General features: G+C 70.3%; 19 protein-coding genes. 10 read left to right on the top strand and 9 right to left on the bottom strand.

Annotated elements, in window-relative coordinates; translation table 11 throughout:
- Nucleotides 1-825: tyrosine-type recombinase/integrase (locus tag MOX02_RS21790; RefSeq protein WP_147027896.1), on the bottom strand; the 825-nt coding region annotated here is incomplete at its 3' end.
- Nucleotides 826-1,181: 356 nt separating this feature from the next.
- On the opposite strand from MOX02_RS21790, the gene MOX02_RS21785 reads away from it, so the two are divergent.
- From MOX02_RS21785 to MOX02_RS31780, 9 genes are all read left to right on the top strand, one after another.
- Complete coding sequence (locus MOX02_RS21785; protein WP_147027895.1) at nt 1,182-1,430, top strand: hypothetical protein; 249 nt, start codon at nt 1,182-1,184, stop codon at nt 1,428-1,430.
- Nucleotides 1,431-1,506: 76 nt separating this feature from the next.
- Nucleotides 1,507-3,780, top strand: a complete 2,274-nt coding sequence (locus MOX02_RS21780) for an RICIN domain-containing protein (protein ID WP_147027894.1) — start codon at nt 1,507-1,509, stop codon at nt 3,778-3,780.
- A complete protein-coding gene (locus tag MOX02_RS21775; RefSeq protein WP_147027893.1) occupies nt 3,756-4,502 on the top strand; it encodes a galactose oxidase early set domain-containing protein in 747 nt (248 codons plus the stop codon). The genes MOX02_RS21780 and MOX02_RS21775 overlap by 25 nt, the downstream gene beginning before the upstream one ends.
- 107 nt (nt 4,503-4,609) lie before the next feature.
- On the top strand, nt 4,610-5,263 hold the full coding sequence (locus MOX02_RS21770) for an SCO family protein (protein WP_147027892.1): 654 nt from the start codon (nt 4,610-4,612) through the stop codon (nt 5,261-5,263).
- Complete coding sequence (locus MOX02_RS21765; RefSeq protein WP_238178661.1) at nt 5,260-5,721, top strand: GspH/FimT family pseudopilin; 462 nt, start codon at nt 5,260-5,262, stop codon at nt 5,719-5,721. The genes MOX02_RS21770 and MOX02_RS21765 overlap by 4 nt, the downstream gene beginning before the upstream one ends.
- Complete coding sequence (locus tag MOX02_RS21760) at nt 5,718-6,122, top strand: type II secretion system protein (RefSeq protein ID WP_238178663.1); 405 nt, start codon at nt 5,718-5,720, stop codon at nt 6,120-6,122. Before MOX02_RS21765 ends, MOX02_RS21760 begins: the two co-directional genes overlap by 4 nt.
- On the top strand, nt 6,115-6,708 hold the full coding sequence (locus tag MOX02_RS21755) for a PulJ/GspJ family protein (RefSeq protein ID WP_147027891.1): 594 nt from the start codon (nt 6,115-6,117) through the stop codon (nt 6,706-6,708). The genes MOX02_RS21760 and MOX02_RS21755 overlap by 8 nt, the downstream gene beginning before the upstream one ends.
- Nucleotides 6,705-7,607 (top strand): type II secretion system minor pseudopilin, encoded by a 903-nt coding sequence (locus tag MOX02_RS21750; RefSeq protein ID WP_238178664.1) that lies wholly within the window; start codon nt 6,705-6,707, stop codon nt 7,605-7,607. The genes MOX02_RS21755 and MOX02_RS21750 overlap by 4 nt, the downstream gene beginning before the upstream one ends.
- 92 nt (nt 7,608-7,699) lie before the next feature.
- Nucleotides 7,700-8,137 (top strand): hypothetical protein, encoded by a 438-nt coding sequence (locus MOX02_RS31780; protein WP_174804956.1) that lies wholly within the window; start codon nt 7,700-7,702, stop codon nt 8,135-8,137.
- Nucleotides 8,138-8,151: 14 nt separating this feature from the next.
- Here MOX02_RS31780 and MOX02_RS21740 read toward each other — a convergent pair whose 3' ends face one another.
- From MOX02_RS21740 to cyoA, 5 genes are read right to left on the bottom strand one after another with little or no spacing between them, the layout of a single operon-like run.
- On the bottom strand, nt 8,152-8,892 hold the full coding sequence (locus MOX02_RS21740; RefSeq protein WP_373866776.1) for an SURF1 family protein: 741 nt from the start codon (nt 8,890-8,892) through the stop codon (nt 8,152-8,154).
- A gap of 16 nt (nt 8,893-8,908) precedes the next feature.
- Nucleotides 8,909-9,310 (bottom strand): cytochrome o ubiquinol oxidase subunit IV, encoded by a 402-nt coding sequence (cyoD, locus tag MOX02_RS21735; RefSeq protein WP_147027890.1) that lies wholly within the window; start codon nt 9,308-9,310, stop codon nt 8,909-8,911.
- Complete coding sequence (gene cyoC / locus MOX02_RS21730) at nt 9,307-9,936, bottom strand: cytochrome o ubiquinol oxidase subunit III (RefSeq protein WP_147027889.1); 630 nt, start codon at nt 9,934-9,936, stop codon at nt 9,307-9,309. Before cyoC ends, cyoD begins: the two co-directional genes overlap by 4 nt.
- Nucleotides 9,937-9,940: 4 nt before the next feature.
- A complete protein-coding gene (cyoB, locus tag MOX02_RS21725) occupies nt 9,941-11,944 on the bottom strand; it encodes a cytochrome o ubiquinol oxidase subunit I (RefSeq protein WP_147027888.1) in 2,004 nt (667 codons plus the stop codon).
- A 46-nt stretch (nt 11,945-11,990) separates the two neighbouring features.
- A complete protein-coding gene (gene cyoA / locus MOX02_RS21720; protein WP_147027887.1) occupies nt 11,991-13,151 on the bottom strand; it encodes a ubiquinol oxidase subunit II in 1,161 nt (386 codons plus the stop codon).
- A 291-nt stretch (nt 13,152-13,442) separates the two neighbouring features.
- On the opposite strand from cyoA, the gene MOX02_RS21715 reads away from it, so the two are divergent.
- Nucleotides 13,443-14,777 (top strand): MFS transporter, encoded by a 1,335-nt coding sequence (locus MOX02_RS21715; protein WP_147027886.1) that lies wholly within the window; start codon nt 13,443-13,445, stop codon nt 14,775-14,777.
- A gap of 19 nt (nt 14,778-14,796) precedes the next feature.
- Here the strand turns inward: MOX02_RS21715 and MOX02_RS21710 are convergent, their stop codons facing one another.
- From MOX02_RS21710 to MOX02_RS21700, 3 genes are all read right to left on the bottom strand, one after another.
- Nucleotides 14,797-15,495, bottom strand: coding sequence for a Crp/Fnr family transcriptional regulator (locus MOX02_RS21710; protein WP_147027885.1), 699 nt, complete (start codon nt 15,493-15,495; stop codon nt 14,797-14,799).
- 288 nt (nt 15,496-15,783) lie between these two features.
- Nucleotides 15,784-16,353: a PepSY domain-containing protein gene (locus MOX02_RS21705; RefSeq protein WP_147027884.1), complete on the bottom strand. Its 570-nt coding sequence runs from the start codon at nt 16,351-16,353 to the stop codon at nt 15,784-15,786.
- Between the two features lie 170 nt (nt 16,354-16,523).
- Nucleotides 16,524-17,525: an SDR family oxidoreductase gene (locus MOX02_RS21700; protein WP_147027883.1), complete on the bottom strand. Its 1,002-nt coding sequence runs from the start codon at nt 17,523-17,525 to the stop codon at nt 16,524-16,526.
- Nucleotides 17,526-17,572: the final 47 nt, after the last annotated feature.

Here is a 17,572-nt window from a genome sequence, read left to right as displayed (position 1 = left end):
CCCTAGCGCGGAGAGGGGAACGTCGTGTGGCAGGCTGTTCTTCGTGCGCGCCGCTGGCAGGCTCCACGTGGCGGCGGAGAGATCTATTTCGCTCGTTCTCATACCGCCAACCTCGTCCCGGCGCTGACCGGTCAGGCTCAGCAACTTGACGATGCGGCCGTGATCGTCGTTGCCGCACGCGTGCCACACGGCTGCAAGCTCGGCATCGGTGAGTACGTGATCGCGAGATCGCTCGTCGGCTGCCTTGTTCGTGCCTACGACCGGATTGGTTTCGACGGTCCCCTCCCCCATCGCCCATGTGAACATCGCCGAGAGAGAGGCGCGAGCGCGGTTGGCTGCGATGGGGCCGCTTTGTTCGGCAATCTCACGAAGCCGAGCTGCAACGTCCACGCGTTTGATTGCGTGTGCCGGAACGGCCCGCAACGGCCCCCAGTGGCTCCGGAGGTGCCGTGCGACCTCTTGATGCGAACGTGCCTTCAGCCGGGTCTCAGCGGCCTTCAGGTAGGCATCCGCGATCGTGCTTAGCGTCGTAGCTGCCTGTGCTTTGGCCTTGGCCTTCTCTTCAGCAGGATCGATCCCAGTAAGGGCTTTGGCGAGGGTGCTGCGGGCGAGGCGTCGAGCATCGTCCACCGTCATGGCTTCAACACGTCCAAGGCTTACGCGCTTCGTGACGCCCATCGAATTGCGGTACTGAGCGACGAACGCGCGCGTTCCGCCAGCATTTACGCGCACGCCGAAGCCCGGGACCGCGTCATCCCATTCGAGCACGTAGGACTTGCCAGGCGGGACCTTGATCGCGTCGAGACTCTGCCGGCTGAGGCGCATCTTAGTGTCTATCCGTAATCAGTCGTAAGCATCCTGAAACTACCAGAGATAGACCATAATGTCAAAATACTGGTGCTAAAGATGAGAAAGCGTGCTTACGATCGCTTACAATCGCCAATGATACTATGTTTTACATGACTACGAATCTGGGGGTCAGAGGTTCGAATCCTTTCGGGCGCGCCATCTCACTTTCTCACAGACTGACATACGGCCGCTCGGCCTTCGATTGCCGATAGCGGTTGATGCCCATCCGATGCGCGGCACACGCGTCGAGATCCGGCGCTCGCGGACGGCGCTCGCCGAGAGCAGGTCTGCGCCAAGCGATCGGAACCCTCGCTGGCGCGCCGACCTCGAGGATGGGCGAGGCGTTCACGCTCGGCAATGGCCGGTGGACCGACATCGGCAGCGAGCTCGGCGCGTTGGGGCCGCCGAAGACCGGAAAGTCTTGTCGATCGCCGCGGATCGGGGTGCCGCGCACGTTGCAGGGCTCGGCTCACCTGATGTCCGCCGGTCCCCGCGTGCTTCGCCCCAACGCTTGGATGCCGTTCGCGCCGGACAGCATGCGCTCGACCGATGTCGCCGGAATTGCGCGTTCACCACTCTGATCAGACACACACCCGCATTTAATAGAATTTTAACCCGCCATCGACAGTGATCGACTGTCGATCGGAAGCTGCGGCCATGCTGATAAGCGCTCAATTATTGGTTGTATTTCTGGCTGTACTGTTCAACTTCGGAACGAGCCCGGCGCGCGCCCAGACGGCAGCACTGCCGACCGGCACGCCGGTGCCGCTGGTGGCGGGCAACTCCAAGCTCTGCCTGACGCTCAAGGGCGATGCCGGCGCCAACTTCACCTACCTGACCCAGGACGCCTGCACCGGCCGGACAGCGCAAAGCTGGACCCTGCGCGACTCGGGCTACGCCGGCCAGGTCCTCGTCGCCAACGCCGCAACCGGCAAGTGCCTGGACAACGACAAGGCCGACAAGACCACGGACGGGGCCGGCATCATCCAGTGGGACTGCGTGCCTCAGGCCCCGCAGCAGCGCTGGACCCTCTCGAACAATGCTGCCGGCACGGCGCTGGTCAGCGTCGCCTCGGGCCGCTGCCTGAGCGTGGAAGGGGGCGCGACGAGCGCCGGCGCGGGCATCAGCCAGCGCACCTGCACGGGCGCGGCCAGCCAGAACTGGAGCCCGAGCGCGACCTCGGGCACGGGCACTGGCGGCGCCAGCGCGGCGGCCGACCTGCCGACGAGCACGCCCGCGCCGATCGCGGCGGCGAGCGCCAAGCTGTGCCTGACCGTGCAGGGGGACGCGAGCGCCAACTTCGCCTACCTGACGCAGGAGGCCTGCACGGGCCGGACGGCCCAGACCTGGTCCCTGCGCGCCTCGGGCTACGCGGGCGAGGTCCTCGTGGTGAATGCGGGTACGGGCAAGTGTTTGGACAACGCGGGTCCGACCAAGCAGGAGGACGGGGCCCGGATCATGCAGTGGGACTGCGTGCCGCAAGCGGCGCAGCACCGCTGGCGTGTCTCGAAGACGGCGAGCGGCACGGCGCTGGTCTCGGTGATCTCGGGGCGGTGCCTGGCGGCCGAGGGCACGCAAGGCGGCGCGGCGATCGCGCAGCGCACCTGCACGGGCGCGGACAATCAGAGCTGGAGCCCGACCTACGCCACTGTCACCGGCGGCGGCACCACCTCGGGGAGCGGCGGCACCACCTCGACCGGCGGCGGCACGGGAACGGGATCGTCGGGCGGGACGGGCGGCGGCGGGACCGGCACGGGTGGATCCGGGTCCGGCACCGCCCAGGGCACGCCCCCCGGCGAGACCGCGCCGACCGAGCCCGTGGCCCTGGTCAACCGGCAGTCCGGCATGTGCGTCCAGGTTCCCGGCACGTCCGCAAATGACGGCGTCACCCTGGTCCAGGACATCTGCCGCGACACCGATGCCCAGACCTGGACCTTCGTGTCCGCGGGCGCGCAGGGCTACCGGATCAAGAACGCCGCGACGGGCTCGTGTCTCTGGGCCAGCGGCGGCAACACGGCCAACGGGCCGTTCATGGTCCAGCAGGGCTGTGCCAGCGCCATGAAGGGTGGCTTCTGGCAGATCCGCAAGCTCGACCAGTGGGTCGAGATCGTCAATCTGAACTCGGGCCGATGCGTCACGGTCGTGTCCGGCTCGCGCGAGCCGGGCGCGCCCCTCAACCAGTTCGATTGCATCGGCGCCGACTACGAGCGCTTCACCCTGATCGGACGGGCGGCGCCCTCCTCGTGGGCGCCGCCCGTCAACATCGGACTCGTCGCGGCCGCCGGCGCGGTGCTGGCCAACGGCAAGCTGATGCTCTGGGCCGGCCCGAGCCCGAACCAGTCCGGCGATTCGACCCGGCCCTGGACCTACACGGCGCTGTTCGACCCGGCGACCAACGCCACCAGCATCAAGGCGGTGACCGCCTTCGGGCACAACATGTTCTGTCCGGGCACCAGCACGCTGCCCGACGGACGTCTCGTCGTCGTGGGCGGCCTCACGGGCAACAACACGAGCATCTACGATCCCGCGACCGACGCTTGGTCGCGCGGCCCCTCCCTGAATATCGCCCGCAGCTATAACGGCGCGACGACGCTGTCGACGGGGGAGGCCTTCACGGTCGGCGGTTCCTTCGCCGTCGCCCAGAACAACAAGTACGGCGAGATCTGGTCACCCAACACCGGCGCTTGGCGCGTCTCACCCGGCATCGACGGCAACGCGCTCGCCATCCCGGGCGGCGAGGTCGGGTTCTACGACAACCAGATGTGGCTCTACGCGCAGACCGGCGGCTTGGTCTTCAAGGCCGGCCCGAGCCGCGAGATGCACTGGATCGTCACGCAGGTCAGGGCGGGATCATCCCGGCCGGCATCCGGGGCGACGACCCGGTCTCGCTCAACGGCAACGCCGTCATGTACGACGTGGGCAAGATCCTGAAGGTCGGCGGATCGCTCGTCTACGCCGGACAGCCCGGCAACGACGGCGCCTACGTGATCGACATCTCGAAGGGGGTCGGCAGCCCGGTCACGGTGACCAAGCAGGCGCCGATGCCCTCGCCGCGCGGCTTCGCCAACAGCGTCGTGCTGCCCTCGGGCGAGGTCGTGATCCTCGGCGGCATGAACATCCTCCTGTCCTACCAGGACGTGCGCAACGTGATGATGCCGGACCTCTGGTCGCCGACGACGGGCAAGTTCCGGCGTCTGGCGCCGATGAAGGTTCCGCGCGGCTATCACAGCATCGCGCTCCTGCTGCCCGATGCCCGCGTGCTGGCGGCCGGCGGCGGTGCCTGCGGAGGCTGCGCGGGCGATCACCCCGACATCGAGATCCTGTCGCCGCCCTACCTGTTCGCCGAGGACGGCAAGCCCGCGAGCCGGCCGGTCATCACGGGTGCGCCCGCGGCCGCCGCCCGGGGCGCGACGATCGCCGTCACGACCGAACGGCCGGCCGCGAGCTTCGCGCTGGTGCGGCTGAACTCGGTGTCGCACTCCACCGACAACGACCAGCGCCGGGTGCCGCTGACGCCGGCGAGCAGCAGCGGCACGAGCTACCAGTTGCGGCTGCCCACCGATTCCGGCGTGCTTCTGCCGGGACCCTGGATGCTCTTCGCCATGGACGAGAAGGGCGTGCCGAGCGTCGCCAGGGTCGTGCGCATCCAGTAGCGCGGCGGCCCCCGCCGGGGCCGCCGCAGAGACCAGCGTACCGCGTGCGTTTCGCCGCGCCGCTCCCTGCGGGCGCGCCGACCCTCCCCATCCGCCGAAGGCTGACCATGCTCCCGCACCGTGCCCTGCTCGCCGTCCTCTCGCTCCTCGCGCTCGGGCTCGGAGCCCGCGCCGAGACCCGGATTCCGCCCGACGCACCGCCGGCCGCGGGCGTCGAGGCCATCACCCCGCCTCAGGCGGTCCCGTCGAGCCTGATCGCGGGCCATTTCCGGCTCGCCGCGCCCGACGGCGCCGCGGTCGATTCCGACGACCTCTCCGGTAAGCCCTACGCGCTGTTCTTCGGCTTCACGCACTGCCCGGACATCTGCCCGACCACGCTGTCCGAGGTCTCCCTGGCGCTGGCCCGGCTGCCTGCCGGCGCGCCCGACCTGAAGGTCTACTTCGTCTCGGTCGATCCCGAGCGCGACACGGGCGAGGTGCTGGCGCGCTACATGGCGAGCTTCGACCCGCGCATCGTCGCGCTGTCGGGCGCGCGCCCGGCGGTCGACGAGGCGATCCGCAGCTTCGGGGTGGTCGCGCGCCGCACCGACTTCCCGAACGGCGCCTACGCCTACGGCCACACGGCCGCGATCTACCTCATCGACGGCGACGGGGTGATCGTCGACCGGGTCGGTGCCGGGAAGGGGCCGGACGCGCTCGCAGAGCGGCTCACCGCCTTCCTCGCGCCGCCTCCCGCTCCTCCGGCCCCTCCGACCCCGTGAGGCCGGGGACCGCGCCCGAGCAGGAGGCGGGCTTCTCCCTCGTGGAGATGCTCGTGGTGCTGGCGGTGCTGGCGCTCGCCGCCGCGATCGGGATCCCCTCGATCGGCGCCGCCCTGCCCGGCCGGCGCCTCGACGGCGCCGTCGACGCGCTCGCGGGCGAGCTCGGCCTCCTGCGCGCCGAGGCCCTGCGCACCGGGCGGCGCACGCGGATCGTCTTCGACGCGCGCAGCAACAGCTTCCTCAGCTCGCGCCGGGGCGCGCCGAGCCTGCTGATGCCGTCCCTGCGCGTCGCCGTGGAAGCCGATCCCCTGAGCCGCGCCGGGCCCGGCGAGATCCGCTTCCTGCCGGGCGGGACCTCCACCGGCGGGCGAATCCTCCTCGCGGGCGCGGCAGGCACGCGGCGCCTCGTGGTCAGCCGGGTGACCGGCGCGGTCCGCCGCGCCGAGGAGGCGCCGTGAGCGCGCGCCGCGGCCCCGGCCTGCCCGCGGACCGGCGGGCCGGCTTCACCCCCGTCGAGGTGCTCGTCGCCTTCGCGCTCGTCTCGCTCGGCACGCTCGTCGCCCTGCAGATCGGCGGCGAGACGGCGCGGCGCGGCAGCCAGGTCGAGCTCGCCGACGTCCTGGTCGACGAGGCGGAGGGCATCGTGCTCCTGCGCGCCGCCGCCGGCACCCTGCGGGCCGGCCGCGAGCAGGGGCGCTTCTCGGACGGGCGGCCCTGGACGCTCGACGTCGTCGAGGCGAGCGCGGCGCTCGGCTGGCGCAACCTGCCGCCGCTCTGGCGGGTCCGCCTCCTCGAAGGCGGCCCGAACGGGCGCCTCGTCTACGCGACCCTGATCGCCGGAGGGCTCGGCGGTGGCTGAGACCCGGCAATCCGGATTCACGCTCGTCGAGATGCTGGTCTCGCTCGCGCTGATGACGCTGATCGCGGTTCTGCTCGTCCAGGCGCTGCAGGCGACCGGCACCGTCGCGGCGCGCGCCGCGCGGAGCGGCGCCCAGGAGGACGTGCAGGTGGTCCGCGAGCACCTGCGCCGGATGCTCTCTGAGCCCGCCGCCCGGCGCAGCGACGGCACCCGCGCGCCGTTCCTCGGCGCGCCGGACCGGATGGTGGCGGTGATCGCGGGCAACCGCGAGGCCGAGCGCGGCGCCGAGCTTCGGGTCGCCCTCGCCCTGAAGCCCCGTGCCGACGCCGGCTTCGACCTCGTGGAGATGCGCGGCCTCGCCTACGGCAGCGAGGTCCCTGGCGAGCCGGAACTCCTGCTCGACCGGGTGGCGGGCCTGCGCCTGCAGTTTTTCGGGGCGGCGGACGCCGCTGGTCAGCAGCGCTGGCAGGCGGCGTGGGCGCGGCGCGACCGTACCCCCGCCCTCGTCGAGATCACGGTGGATTTCCCGCCGCGGGACCGGCGGCGCTGGCCGCCGCTCGTCGTGCCGGTGGGGACCGCCTCGTGAGGCGGATACCCGCCCCGGCCGGGCGCTCGGCGGGCGCGGCCGGCTTCGTGCTGCCGATGGTGCTCGCCGTCCTGATGGCGGTCGCCGCGGGCGCAATGGCCGCCACGCAGCTCGTCCAGACCCGCGTCGCGGTGACCGCGAGCCGGCTCAACGCGCTGCGGCTCCAGGGGCTCGCAGACGGGGTGGCTCGGCTCGCCGCGGTGAGCCTCCTCGTCGAGCGCGGCCGCCGCCTGCCGGGGCTCGGACTCCCCGAGAACGGCACGGCCGTGGCCTGCGGGCTCTCCGGCGGCGTCCGCGTGCAGGTGACGCTGCAGGATCAGGCCGGCCTGATCGACCTCGGCACCGCGCCGCGCACACTGATGGAGGACGCCTTCCGCGCCCTCGGCATCCCCGACCGCGACGCGACGACGATCGCGGCCGAGATCGTCGACTATCGCGACCCGGACGACGTGCCGGAGCCCGGCGGCGGCGCGGAGGCGCCGCAATACCGGTCGCGCGGGCTCGCCTACGGACCGCGCAACGGCCCCTTCGCGACGATCGACGAGCTCGACCAGCTTCCCTCGATGACCGAGGACATGGCGGCGCGCCTGCGCCCCGCGGTGACGGTGTACAACCCGGGCGGCGGCTTCGACCCGGCGCTCGCCCCGATACGCGCCCTCTCGGCGACCGTGTCGGCCGATGCCCTGCGCCCCTTCGCCTCCGCGCACCAGGTCTACGAGATCCGCGTCGTCGCCGAGGACGCCGCCGGCGCGCGGGCTGGCCGCGCCGCGATGCTCGCGGTGAACGGGCGCGCGATGGGCACGGGCCTTCTCGCGTGGCGCTACACGACGGTAATCTCGGCCGCCGCGATCCCGCACCCCGCCTGCGCGGCGATCCGGGCGGCGATCGAGGCGGGCTGAGCGGTATCACATCGTGTTGACCACCCGGCCAGTCTGGCATGCCGCGTGCTCATCGTCTCCTGAGACGTGAGATCGCGCAGCCGGAGGTGCCGGTGTCTGTGTACCCGATAGGCGACGAGGACCTCGACCGGCCGGCGCTGCTCACGCTGTGGCCGCACGGCGTGGAGATCAAGGCGGTGGAGCCGCGGGAGGTCGAGAGCCTCAGGGAAGCGCTGGCGGAGGCGTTCGCGGTGCTCGACGCGGATGCGGGCGCGCCCTGGATCACCACGCAGGGCGGGACGATCCTGTCGCCCTCGGTCCTGTCCGGGCTGGCGCTGTCGAGGCCGTTCCTCGACCGCGTGGCGATGCTCCCCTCCCCGCAGGCCGAGCGCGCCGTCATGCCGCCGGAGCCCGGCCTCGGGGCGCGCCGGACCGGCCGGCGACCGGCGATCCCGTCCATCGCCCGCCGCCTGATCGGCCGGCCGGCCCGCGACGGGCAGCGCAGGACCGTTGAGGGGGTTGGCCGCGCCGGGCCGATGCGCCCGGCCTGACCGCGGCATGCTCGTTACTCCGGCCGGCGGCGCGACGCGTCGACGAAGAGGTAGGCGGTGGCACCAGCCACCATCAGGGCGAGCGCGTACCAGGTGAGCGCGTAGACGAGGTGATCGTTACGGAAGGCGACCACCGTGAGGCCACCGACCGGCAGCCCGCCGGGATTGGGCGCCGCGTCGGCGTCGATGAAGTAGGGTGCCGCGCCGGTCAGCCCCCGCGCCGCGGCGATGGCCGCGACGTCGCGCGAGTACCAGCGGCCGGCCTGCGGGTCGTTCGCGCGCAGGAAGCCCCCGTGCGGCTCGGTGAGGCGCAGGAGCCCCGTCACCGCCGTCTGGCCGCCGACCTGCCCGTCCCGGCGCGTCGCCGGGTCCCGGCGGTCGCCCGGCACGAAGCCGCGGTTGATCAGGATCAGGCTGCCGTCAGCCGTCCGGAGCGGCGTCAGCACCCAGAAGCCGCCGCCGCGCTCGGTCAGGGCCTGAACCAGCGTCTCCTCGTCGTGCAGGAAGGTGCCGGCGACGCGCACGCGCCGGTAGGCGTCCTCCGGCCCGACCTGCGGCCACGCGGCCCGCGCCGGTGGCGCGACGGGCGCCGCGTGGATCCGCGCGTCGACGCGGGCGATCAGATCGAGCTTCCACGCCCGCCGCTGCACCTGCCAAGTTCCGAGCCCGACGAGCCCGGCGACGATGAGGAGAGCCGCGAGCCCGATCAGCGCGAGGCCCGCCCGCGAGCGGCGCCGGAAGGGCATGCGGGTCATCGGGCGCGCCGTGCCCTCAGCGGGACGGGGCCGCCGGCACGTGCTGCTGCATGTCGTGGCCCGACATCGGCATCATGTTGGCGTTGAGGTGGTACATCACCCACAGGGAGCCGATCAGCGTGATCACGACGAGCGTCAGGGTGAAGATCAGCGCCAGGAAGGTCCAGCCACCCTCCGACTTCGTGTCCATGTGCAGGAAGTAGATCATGTGCACGACGATCTGCACGACCGCGAAGCCCATGATCACGAGGCTCGTCAGCCGGTTGTCGCCGAGCACGTCGGCCATCACCAGCCAGAACGGGATGGCGGTGAGGAGGACCGACAGCACGAAGCCCGTCATGTAGCCGCGGAACGTGGCGTGGCTGCCGACGCTGCCGGCGCCGTGGCCGTGGTGGTGCGTGTCCGCGCCGGCGCTCATTGCAGCACTCCCATCAGGTAGACGAAGGTGAAGACGCCGATCCAGACCACGTCGAGGAAGTGCCAGAACATCGACAGGCACATCAGCCGGCGCTGGTTCTCGATGACGAGGCCGCGCTGGCGCACCTGCACCATCAGGACGACGAGCCAGATGGTGCCGAAGGTGACGTGCAGGCCGTGCGTGCCGACGAGGGCGAAGAAGGCGGAGAGGAAGCCGCTGCGCTGGGGCGTGGCGCCCTCGTGGATCAGGTGGGCGAACTCGTAGAGCTCGATCCCGACGAAGGCGAGCCCGAACAGCCCCGTCACCGCGAGCCAGCCGAGCGTCCCCCCCTGCCGCTCGCGCTGCATCTCCAGCATGGCGAAGCCGTAGGTGATGGAGGAGAAGAGCAGCATGGACGTGTTCAGGGCCACCAGCGGCAGCTCGAACAGGTCTTTCGGGGAGGGCCCGGCCGCGTAGTTGCGCCCGAGCACGGCGTAGGTGGCGAACAAGACCGCGAAGATGAGGCAGTCGCTCATCAGGTAGATCCAGAAGCCCAGCATGGTGCTGCCTTCCGGATGGTGGTCCTCCTCCAGGTGGAAGGCCGGGGCCTCGGCGACGTCGTGAGTCGTCGCTGCGTGCGTCGCCATGGCGTCAGGCCCGTCCCGAGAGCATCGCGGTGCGCGCATCCTCGGCCCGGACGACGGCGTCGGCCGGGATGTAGAAGTCGCGGTTGTAGTTGAAGGTGTGGACGATCGTGACGACGAACATCGCCACGAAGGTCAGGGCGGCGAGCCACCAGATGTACCAGATCATCGCGAAGGAGAAGGCGACGCTGAGGACGCCGAGGACGAAGCCGGTGCCGGTGTTTTTCGGCATGTGGATCGGGCGAAAACCCTGGAGCGGACGGCTGTAGCCGCGCTTCTTCATGTCCCACCACGCGTCGTGATCGTGGATCACGGGCGTGAAGGCGAAGTTGTACTCCGGCGGCGGCGAGGAGGTGGACCACTCGAGCGTGCGCCCGCCCCACGGGTCGCCCGTCAGGTCGCGCAGCTCCTCCCGCTTCAGGTAGCTCACCACGAGCTGGATGCCGAAGGAGACGATCCCGCACAGGATCAGGAAGGCGCCGAAGGCCGCGATCACGAACCAGATCTGCAGCGACGGGTCGTCGAAATGCTGCAGGCGGCGCGTCACGCCCATCAGTCCCAGAATGTAGAGGGGCATGAAGGCGAACCAGAACCCGGTCAGCCAGCACCAGAACGAGACCTTCCCCCAGAACGGGTCGAGCTTGTAGCCGAACGCCTTCGGGAACCAGTAGGTGATGCCAGCGAGCAGGCCGAACACCACGCCGCCGATGATCACGTTGTGAAAGTGCGCCACGAGGAACAGCGAGTTGTGGAGCACGAAGTCGGCGGGCGGCACCGCGAGCAGGACGCCGGTCATGCCGCCGACCACGAAGGTCACCATGAAGCCGACCGTCCACAGCATCGGCACCTCGAAGCGGATGCGCCCGCGGTACATCGTGAACAGCCAGTTGAAGATCTTGGCGCCCGTCGGGATCGAGATGATCATCGTCGTGATCCCGAAGAACGAGTTCACCGACGCGCCCGAGCCCATCGTGAAGAAGTGGTGCAGCCAGACGAGGTAGGAGAGGATCGTGATGACGACCGTGGCGTAGACCATCGAGGCGTAGCCGAACAGGCGTTTGCCCGAGTAGGTCGAGACCACCTCCGAGAAGATGCCGAAGGCCGGAAGAATGAGGATGTAGACCTCCGGGTGGCCCCAGATCCAGATGAGGTTGACGTACATCATCGGGTTGCCGCCGAGGTCGTTCGAGAAGAAGTGCGTGCCGACGTAGCGGTCGAGCGACAGGAGGGCGAGGACGGCGGTCAGGATCGGGAAGGCGGCGACGATGAGCACGTTCGTGCACAGGGCCGTCCAGGTGAAGACGGGCATCTTCATCATGGTCATGCCCGGCGCCCGCATCTTCACGATGGTGGCGATCAGGTTGATGCCGGACAGGAGCGTGCCGATGCCGGCGATCTGCAGCGCCCAGATGTAGTAGTCGACGCCGACGCCCGGGCTCGCGGCGGGGCCGGAGAGCGGCGGGTAGGCGAGCCAGCCGGTGCGGGCGAATTCGCCGACGAAGAGCGAGGCCATCACGGTGAGGGCGCCGCTCACCGTCATCCAGAAGCTGAAGTTGTTGAGGAACGGGAAGGCGACGTCGCGGGCGCCGATCTGCAGCGGCACCACGTAGTTCATCAGCCCCGTCACCAGCGGCATGGCGAAGAAGAAGATCATGATCACGCCGTGGGCGGTGAAGATCTGATCGTAGTGATGGGGCGGCAGGTAGCCCTCGTTCGCCCCGAAGGCCATGGCCTGCTGGGCGCGCATCATCAGCGCGTCGGCGAAGCCTCGCAGCAGCATCACGAGCGCGAGGATCACGTACATGATGCCGATCTTCTTATGATCGACGCTCGTGATCCAATCGCGCCAGAGGGTGCCCCAGAACCGGAAGTAGGTGATCGCACCGAGCACCGCGACGCCGCCGAGGACGACGCCGAGGAAGGTCACGATCAGGATCGGCTCGTGGTAGGGGATCGCCTCGAGCGTCAGGCGCCCGAAGATCAGCTTCTGAAGGTCCAGGTTCGAGAACATGGGTTTTCGCTCGTTGGCGGGGTGCGGCGGCCGTTGAGGCGCCGGCTCAGTGGTTCATCTGCGCCGGTGCCGGCGCGCCGTGCCGATGGCCGGAATGGTCGGGCGTCGCGTCCGGCGCCTCGCCGCGGCCCTTCGCGGCCGGGTCCTGCGCGTCGGGCTTCATGCCCTCGGGCTGCACGTCGCCCTTGGCGGGGCGGCCCGAGGCCGGGACGGTGGCGGCCTCGCCCTCGTGGCCCGCGACGGCGTGGCGGTTGTCGTACTCGAGGCGCTCGCGGTTGTGCTGGCTCTCCTTGCCGGCGCCGCCCATCGCGTCGATGTGCATCATCTCGCTCATGCACATCTTGCCGGGCACGGCGCACATGTTGAGGATCGCGCGGTAGAGCCCGTCCTCGACGGAGGCGAAGTGCTGCACGGGCTCCTGCTCGCTCGGCCTCTCGAGCTTCAGGTACGCCTCGCGGCTGAGCGCCCTGCCCTCGCCCTTCGCCTTGGCGACCCAGGCGTCGAAGCCGGCGCGGTCGAGGCCGTGAAACTTGAAGTTCATCCGCGAGAAGCCGGAGCCGCTGTAGTTCGCCGAGAAGCCGTCGTAGATCCCGGCCTTGTTGATCACGGCGTGCAGCTTCGTCTCCATGCCGGCCATGGCGTAGATCTGCCCCGCCAGCGCCGGGATGTAGAACGAGTTCATGATCGAGGCCGAGGTGATCTTGAAGGTGATCGGCACGTCGACCGGGGCGGCGAGCTCGTTGACGGTCGCGATGCCCTGCTCGGGGTAGAAGAACAGCCACTTCCAATCGAGCGCGACGACCTCGACCGTGAGCGGCTTCACGTCGGCCGGCAGCGGGCGCGACCCGTCGAGGCGCGAGAGCGGCCGGTAGGGGTCGAGCGTGTGCGTGCTGATCCAGGTGAGCGCGCCGAGCGCGATGATGATCGCCAGCGGCGCCGCCCAGATCACGACCTCGAGCTGGGTCGAGTGGTGCCAGTCCGGATCGTAGGTCGCCTGCGTGTTCGAGGCGCGGTAGCGCCACGCGAAGAACAGCGTCAGGGCGATCACAGGCAGGATGATCAGCAGCATCAGCCCGGTCGAGGCGAGGACGAGGTCGCGCTGGCGCACCGCGATGTCGCCCGAGGGCTGCATCACGACCATGTTGCAGCCGGCGAGCAGGCCGAGCAGGGGGACCAGCGCGAGGGCGCGAAGCTGTCTGAGGCGCATCGGATCGTATCGAAGGAGAGCCGGAACGGCGCGTGGGTCCGGATGCGGCGCGCGGATGCGCCCCGGGAACACAGCGGTTTACTGCGCTGCAGCACGGCCGTGAGGCAAGTGCGCGGATGTCTCAGCGGCGGGCGCCACGGGCATGGCTGGGTTGATGCCGCCGGATATGTGCGCGGGCCATTCGCGTGCATGAGGACGCTGCGCCGCGGTGCTCGCCCGGCCCGCCCGCATCACAGATCCCGTTGCCGCAAGCGCCGGCTCACCCCCGCGCCACAGAGCGACCCGCCGACGATGAGCTCAGACTACGCCCTGCCCTCCTCCGATGCGAACGAGCGCGACGCCCGGCTCGTCTCGACGGACCACAAGGTCGCGCCGAGCGAGATCGCCATGGGCGTCATCATCGGCCGCACCTCCGAGTTCTTCGACTTCTTCGTCTTCGGCATCGCCTCGGTGCTGGTCTTCCCGAAGGTCTTCTTCCCCATCGCCGACCCGCTGACGGGGACGCTCTACGCGTTCGGCATCTTCGCGCTCGCCTTCGTCGCCCGCCCGATCGGCTCCGTGATCTTCATGGAGGTCGACCGGCGCCACGGCCGCGGCGTCAAGCTGACGGTCGCCCTGCTCCTTCTCGGCTTCTCGACGGCCGCGATCAGCTTCTTGCCGAGCTACGACCATCTCGGCCGCGCCGCGATCGTGCTGCTCGCGGCCTTCCGCATCGGCCAGGGCCTCGCCCTCGGCGGCGCCTGGGACGGCCTCGCCTCCCTGCTGGCGCTGAACGCGCCCGAGAACCGCCGCGGCTGGTACGCGGCGATGCCGCAGCTCGGCGCGCCCCTCGGCTTCATGCTGGCGAGCGCCCTGTTCTCGTTCTTCCTGGCCAATCTCGGCCCCGAGGATTTCCTCGACTGGGGCTGGCGCTACCCGTTCTACGTCGCTTTCGCGGTGAACGTCGTGGCCCTGTTCGCGCGGCTGCGCCTCGTGGCCACGGACGAGTTCGTGCACCTGCTCCAGAAGCAGGAACTGGAGCCGGTGCCGGTCTCCGACCTGCTGCGGGTGCACTGGCGCCACGTGCTCATCGCGGCCTTCGTGCCGCTGGCGAGCTTCGCGCTGTTCCACCTCGTCACGATCTTCCCGATCAGCTGGATCACGCTGTTCACCCAGCGCTCGGCGGGCGAGTTCCTGATGGTGCAGTTCGCGGGCGCCACCATGGCGGCAGGCGCGATCCTCGCCTCGGGCCTGATGGCCGACCAGATCGGGCGGCGCACCATGCTGGCGATCTGCGCCGGCATGATCGCGCTGTTCGCCCTTGGCAGCATCCTGGCGCCCCTCCTGTTCGGCGACAGCATGGCCGGGCAGACCGTCTACGTGGTGGTCGGGTTCGGTTTGCTCGGCCTGTCCTACGGGCAGACGGCCGGCGCCGTGTCGTCGAATTTCGGCACCCGCTACCGCTACACCGGCTCGGCGCTCAGCTCCGATCTCGCCTGGGTGGTGGGCGCCGGCTTCGCGCCCCTCGTGGTCCTTAGCCTGTCGAGCCGCTACGGGCTCGCCTGCGTCGGCCTCTACCTGCTCTCGGGCGCGCTCGCGACGCTCGTGGCGCTCGGCCTCAACAAGCTGGAGGCGCGCACGGCCTGAGCCGTGCCGCCGAGCGGGGTCAGTCGCCCGCCGGCAGCGGGTCGATAACGGTCGAAAGGCCGCCGAAATCGAGGTAGGCCGGGTCGAAATCCGCGAAGTCGTGCAGGCGCTCCACATCCGGCACCACGAGCCGGTGGCGCTGCCAGACGATCAGGTCCTGCTTGCGCAGCGATTGCAGGACGCGGTTGATGTGGACGTGCGAGATCCCCAGCGCGTCGGCGAGATCGACCTGGGAGAGCGCGAGCTCGCAGCCGTTCTCCTCGCCGAGGCCGACCGCCTGCAGGCAGGCGAGCAGCTCGCACAGGAGATGGGCGAGGCGCTGCACGCCCGGCCTGCTGTCGTTGACGAGCCACTCGCGCGACCGGTTCAGCTCGGCCAAAGCGAGCCACCACAGGGCGCGGTTGAGGCCCGGATGCCGGACCATCAGTTCCTGCAGCGCCGCCCGGGATACATCGACGACCGAGCAGCGGGTGAGGAGCCCGACGCGCCACTCGGAGCTTTGGCGGCTGGTGGGCGGGATGCGGCAGAGGTCGCCCGGCAGGACGAACGAGACGATGCGGCGCGTGCCGTCGAACAGCGTCTTGTAGCGGCAGGCGATGCCGCTCATCACGAGGTAGACGCGCTCGACGTCCTGGCCGGGGAGGATGTCCTGCCGCGCCGCGAGCGTGCGCGCGTCGAGCGTCAGCCGGGAAAGAGCCTGCCGTTCGTCCGGCGACAAGGGGCCGGCATGCTCCAGCTTCCGGATGAAAGGATTGCTCAACGCCCGACCACACGCCGCCTCGGGAGACAGCATAGCTTGGCATCCTTCGCGGCAACAATAGCCACGCTACCATAGGTGGTATGCGCGGTTATCAACCTCGGCCGCACGCCGAGCGTGGCAGCAGCGATTCGCGGTGCTGCCGACCGGGCCGCACCGGAAAGGGTCGGGTGATACTAGCGAAAGTTGATAATTTCTGACACCCGCCACCGGCACGGCCGATGGCGGGCGCGTTATGGAGCCTCGGGATCAGTCGCCCACGACCTTGCCGTCGGGGCCGACCTTGACCTCCTGCGAGCGGTCGTTGAGCGCCACCGAGATCTCGTACTGGACCGAGTTGCCGTCCCGCTCGACCTCGGCCTCGTAGGCCTTGCCGCCGCCCGCCTTCTGCTCTGCGATGGCCAGCGCGTCCTTCAGCGAGGTCTTGGCGTTCTGGAAGTCGGCGGTCTTCAGCCGCGTGAAGTAGCGCTCGATCGGCTGGTTCTCGTTCTTGTAGACCTCGCCGGTATCGGCGTTGATGCCGTACTCGACGAGCTTGCCGTCCGGATAGACGACCTTGATGCTGTAGTGGGCCGGGTTCTTGCCGTCCGCCTTCTCGAAGTCGGCGTCGATGGCACGGCCCTTGTCGCCCTGGCTCTCGGCCGTGGCGAGGGCCTGGGCGAGCCCGACCTTCGCGGTCTTGGCGACCTGCCACTCCTTCATGTCGCTGCTCGCCTGGCTGGCGGGCGGCGTGGTGCCCGTGGCGGCGGGCGCCTGGGCGAGGGCGAGGCCGGTCGAGAGGGCCAGGAGACCGGCGGCGGTGGCGAGACGTGTGAGCATGGCGTGCGTCCTTGAGAGGATTTGTTTCTGCCCTCAGGAACGCCCGTCCGCTCGCCTTGGTTGCGGCACGTCTGGGCACGACGGTGCGGCGCCGGACCGGGGCGGCCCAGGTCTTCATTCCTGAGCCGCACGATCCCGCGCGTCGGTCTCCGCTCAGCCCCGACCGCGCCTCAACGCCGGCGGCGGCCGCCCATCAGTCCGGTCGCGGCGAGGCCGAGCCCCGCCACCACGGCCGCCGCCGTCACCGGGTGAAGGACGCTGCGGGTATAGAGGCTGCGGCGCATGACGTAGCCGGGGTGGTCGCCGCTGGTGCGCCCGCCGTGTCCCGCCCGGTACAGGGTGCCGTCGCGCTCGCGGGCCGGCTCGTCGCGCAGCTGCTGGCCGACCATGGTGCGCCCGATCCGGTCGAAGGTGCGCGGCGCGATGCTCTGGGCCGCGCTCATCAGGCGCCCGCCGCCGCCGACGTAGATGTCGCGCTGCGGGTGCGTCGCGGCGTGGACGATCGCCTCCGCCACCTCCTCCGTCCGGTAGACCGGGGGCGGCAGCTTCGGCTGGCGGTCGGTGTAGTTCCTGGCGTTCTCCGCGAAGGGGGTGTCGATCGCCGCCGGCTTGATGAGGGTCACGGAGACGGGCGCGCCCTCCTCCTCCAGCTCCATGCGCAGCGCGTCCGTGAAGCCTTTGATGGCGTGCTTGGTCGCGCAGTACATGCCCTGGAGCGGGAAGGCGATGTCGGAGGCGACGCTGCCGAGGTTGATCAGAACCCCGCCGCTCTGCTTGAGGTGCGGCAGCGCCACGAGCGAGCCCTGGACGACGCCCCAGAAGTTCGTGTCGAACAGGCGCCGGCTGTCGGCGTCGTCGACCTCCTCCAGGCGGCCGAAGATCGACAGCCCGGCATTGTTCACCCAGGTGTCGATCCGGCCGAAGCGCTGGATCGCCCGGTCGGCGACCGCCTGCACCTGGGCACGGTCGCTCACGTCGGCCACGACGGGCTCGGCCACGCCGCCGCCCCGCTCGATCTCGGCCCTCACCGCGTCGAGCGCCTCGCCGTTGCGGGCGGCGAGCACGACGCGGGCGCCGCGCCCGGCGCTCATCCGGGCCGTGGCGAGGCCGATGCCGCTCGAGGCGCCGGTGACGACGATCACCTGCTGGTTCAGGGGCTTGTGAGCGCTCATGGAAGGGTCCTCTTCGGTCGCCCGCGGGCCGTGACGGATGTGTTCGA

The organism is Methylobacterium oxalidis (genome assembly GCF_007992195.1).
Lineage (GTDB): Bacteria > Pseudomonadota > Alphaproteobacteria > Rhizobiales > Beijerinckiaceae > Methylobacterium > Methylobacterium oxalidis.
Note: the sequence above shows the minus strand (reverse complement) of the source record. Positions and strands in the feature narration are given on the sequence as shown.

Coding starts and splice junctions, on each gene's coding strand:
- MOX02_RS21780 (WP_147027894.1), top strand. CDS start 1,507: ATGCTGATAAGCGCTCAATTATTGGTTGTATTTCTGGCTGTACTGTTC.
- MOX02_RS21785 (WP_147027895.1), top strand. CDS start 1,182: ATGGGCGAGGCGTTCACGCTCGGCAATGGCCGGTGGACCGACATCGGC.
- cyoB (WP_147027888.1), bottom strand. CDS start 11,944: ATGTTCTCGAACCTGGACCTTCAGAAGCTGATCTTCGGGCGCCTGACG.
- cyoD (WP_147027890.1), bottom strand. CDS start 9,310: ATGAGCGCCGGCGCGGACACGCACCACCACGGCCACGGCGCCGGCAGC.
- cyoC (WP_147027889.1), bottom strand. CDS start 9,936: ATGGCGACGCACGCAGCGACGACTCACGACGTCGCCGAGGCCCCGGCC.
- MOX02_RS21775 (WP_147027893.1), top strand. CDS start 3,756: ATGTACGACGTGGGCAAGATCCTGAAGGTCGGCGGATCGCTCGTCTAC.
- MOX02_RS21740 (WP_373866776.1), bottom strand. CDS start 8,892: ATGACCCGCATGCCCTTCCGGCGCCGCTCGCGGGCGGGCCTCGCGCTG.
- MOX02_RS21715 (WP_147027886.1), top strand. CDS start 13,443: ATGAGCTCAGACTACGCCCTGCCCTCCTCCGATGCGAACGAGCGCGAC.
- cyoA (WP_147027887.1), bottom strand. CDS start 13,151: ATGCGCCTCAGACAGCTTCGCGCCCTCGCGCTGGTCCCCCTGCTCGGC.
- MOX02_RS21705 (WP_147027884.1), bottom strand. CDS start 16,353: ATGCTCACACGTCTCGCCACCGCCGCCGGTCTCCTGGCCCTCTCGACC.
- MOX02_RS21700 (WP_147027883.1), bottom strand. CDS start 17,525: ATGAGCGCTCACAAGCCCCTGAACCAGCAGGTGATCGTCGTCACCGGC.
- MOX02_RS21770 (WP_147027892.1), top strand. CDS start 4,610: ATGCTCCCGCACCGTGCCCTGCTCGCCGTCCTCTCGCTCCTCGCGCTC.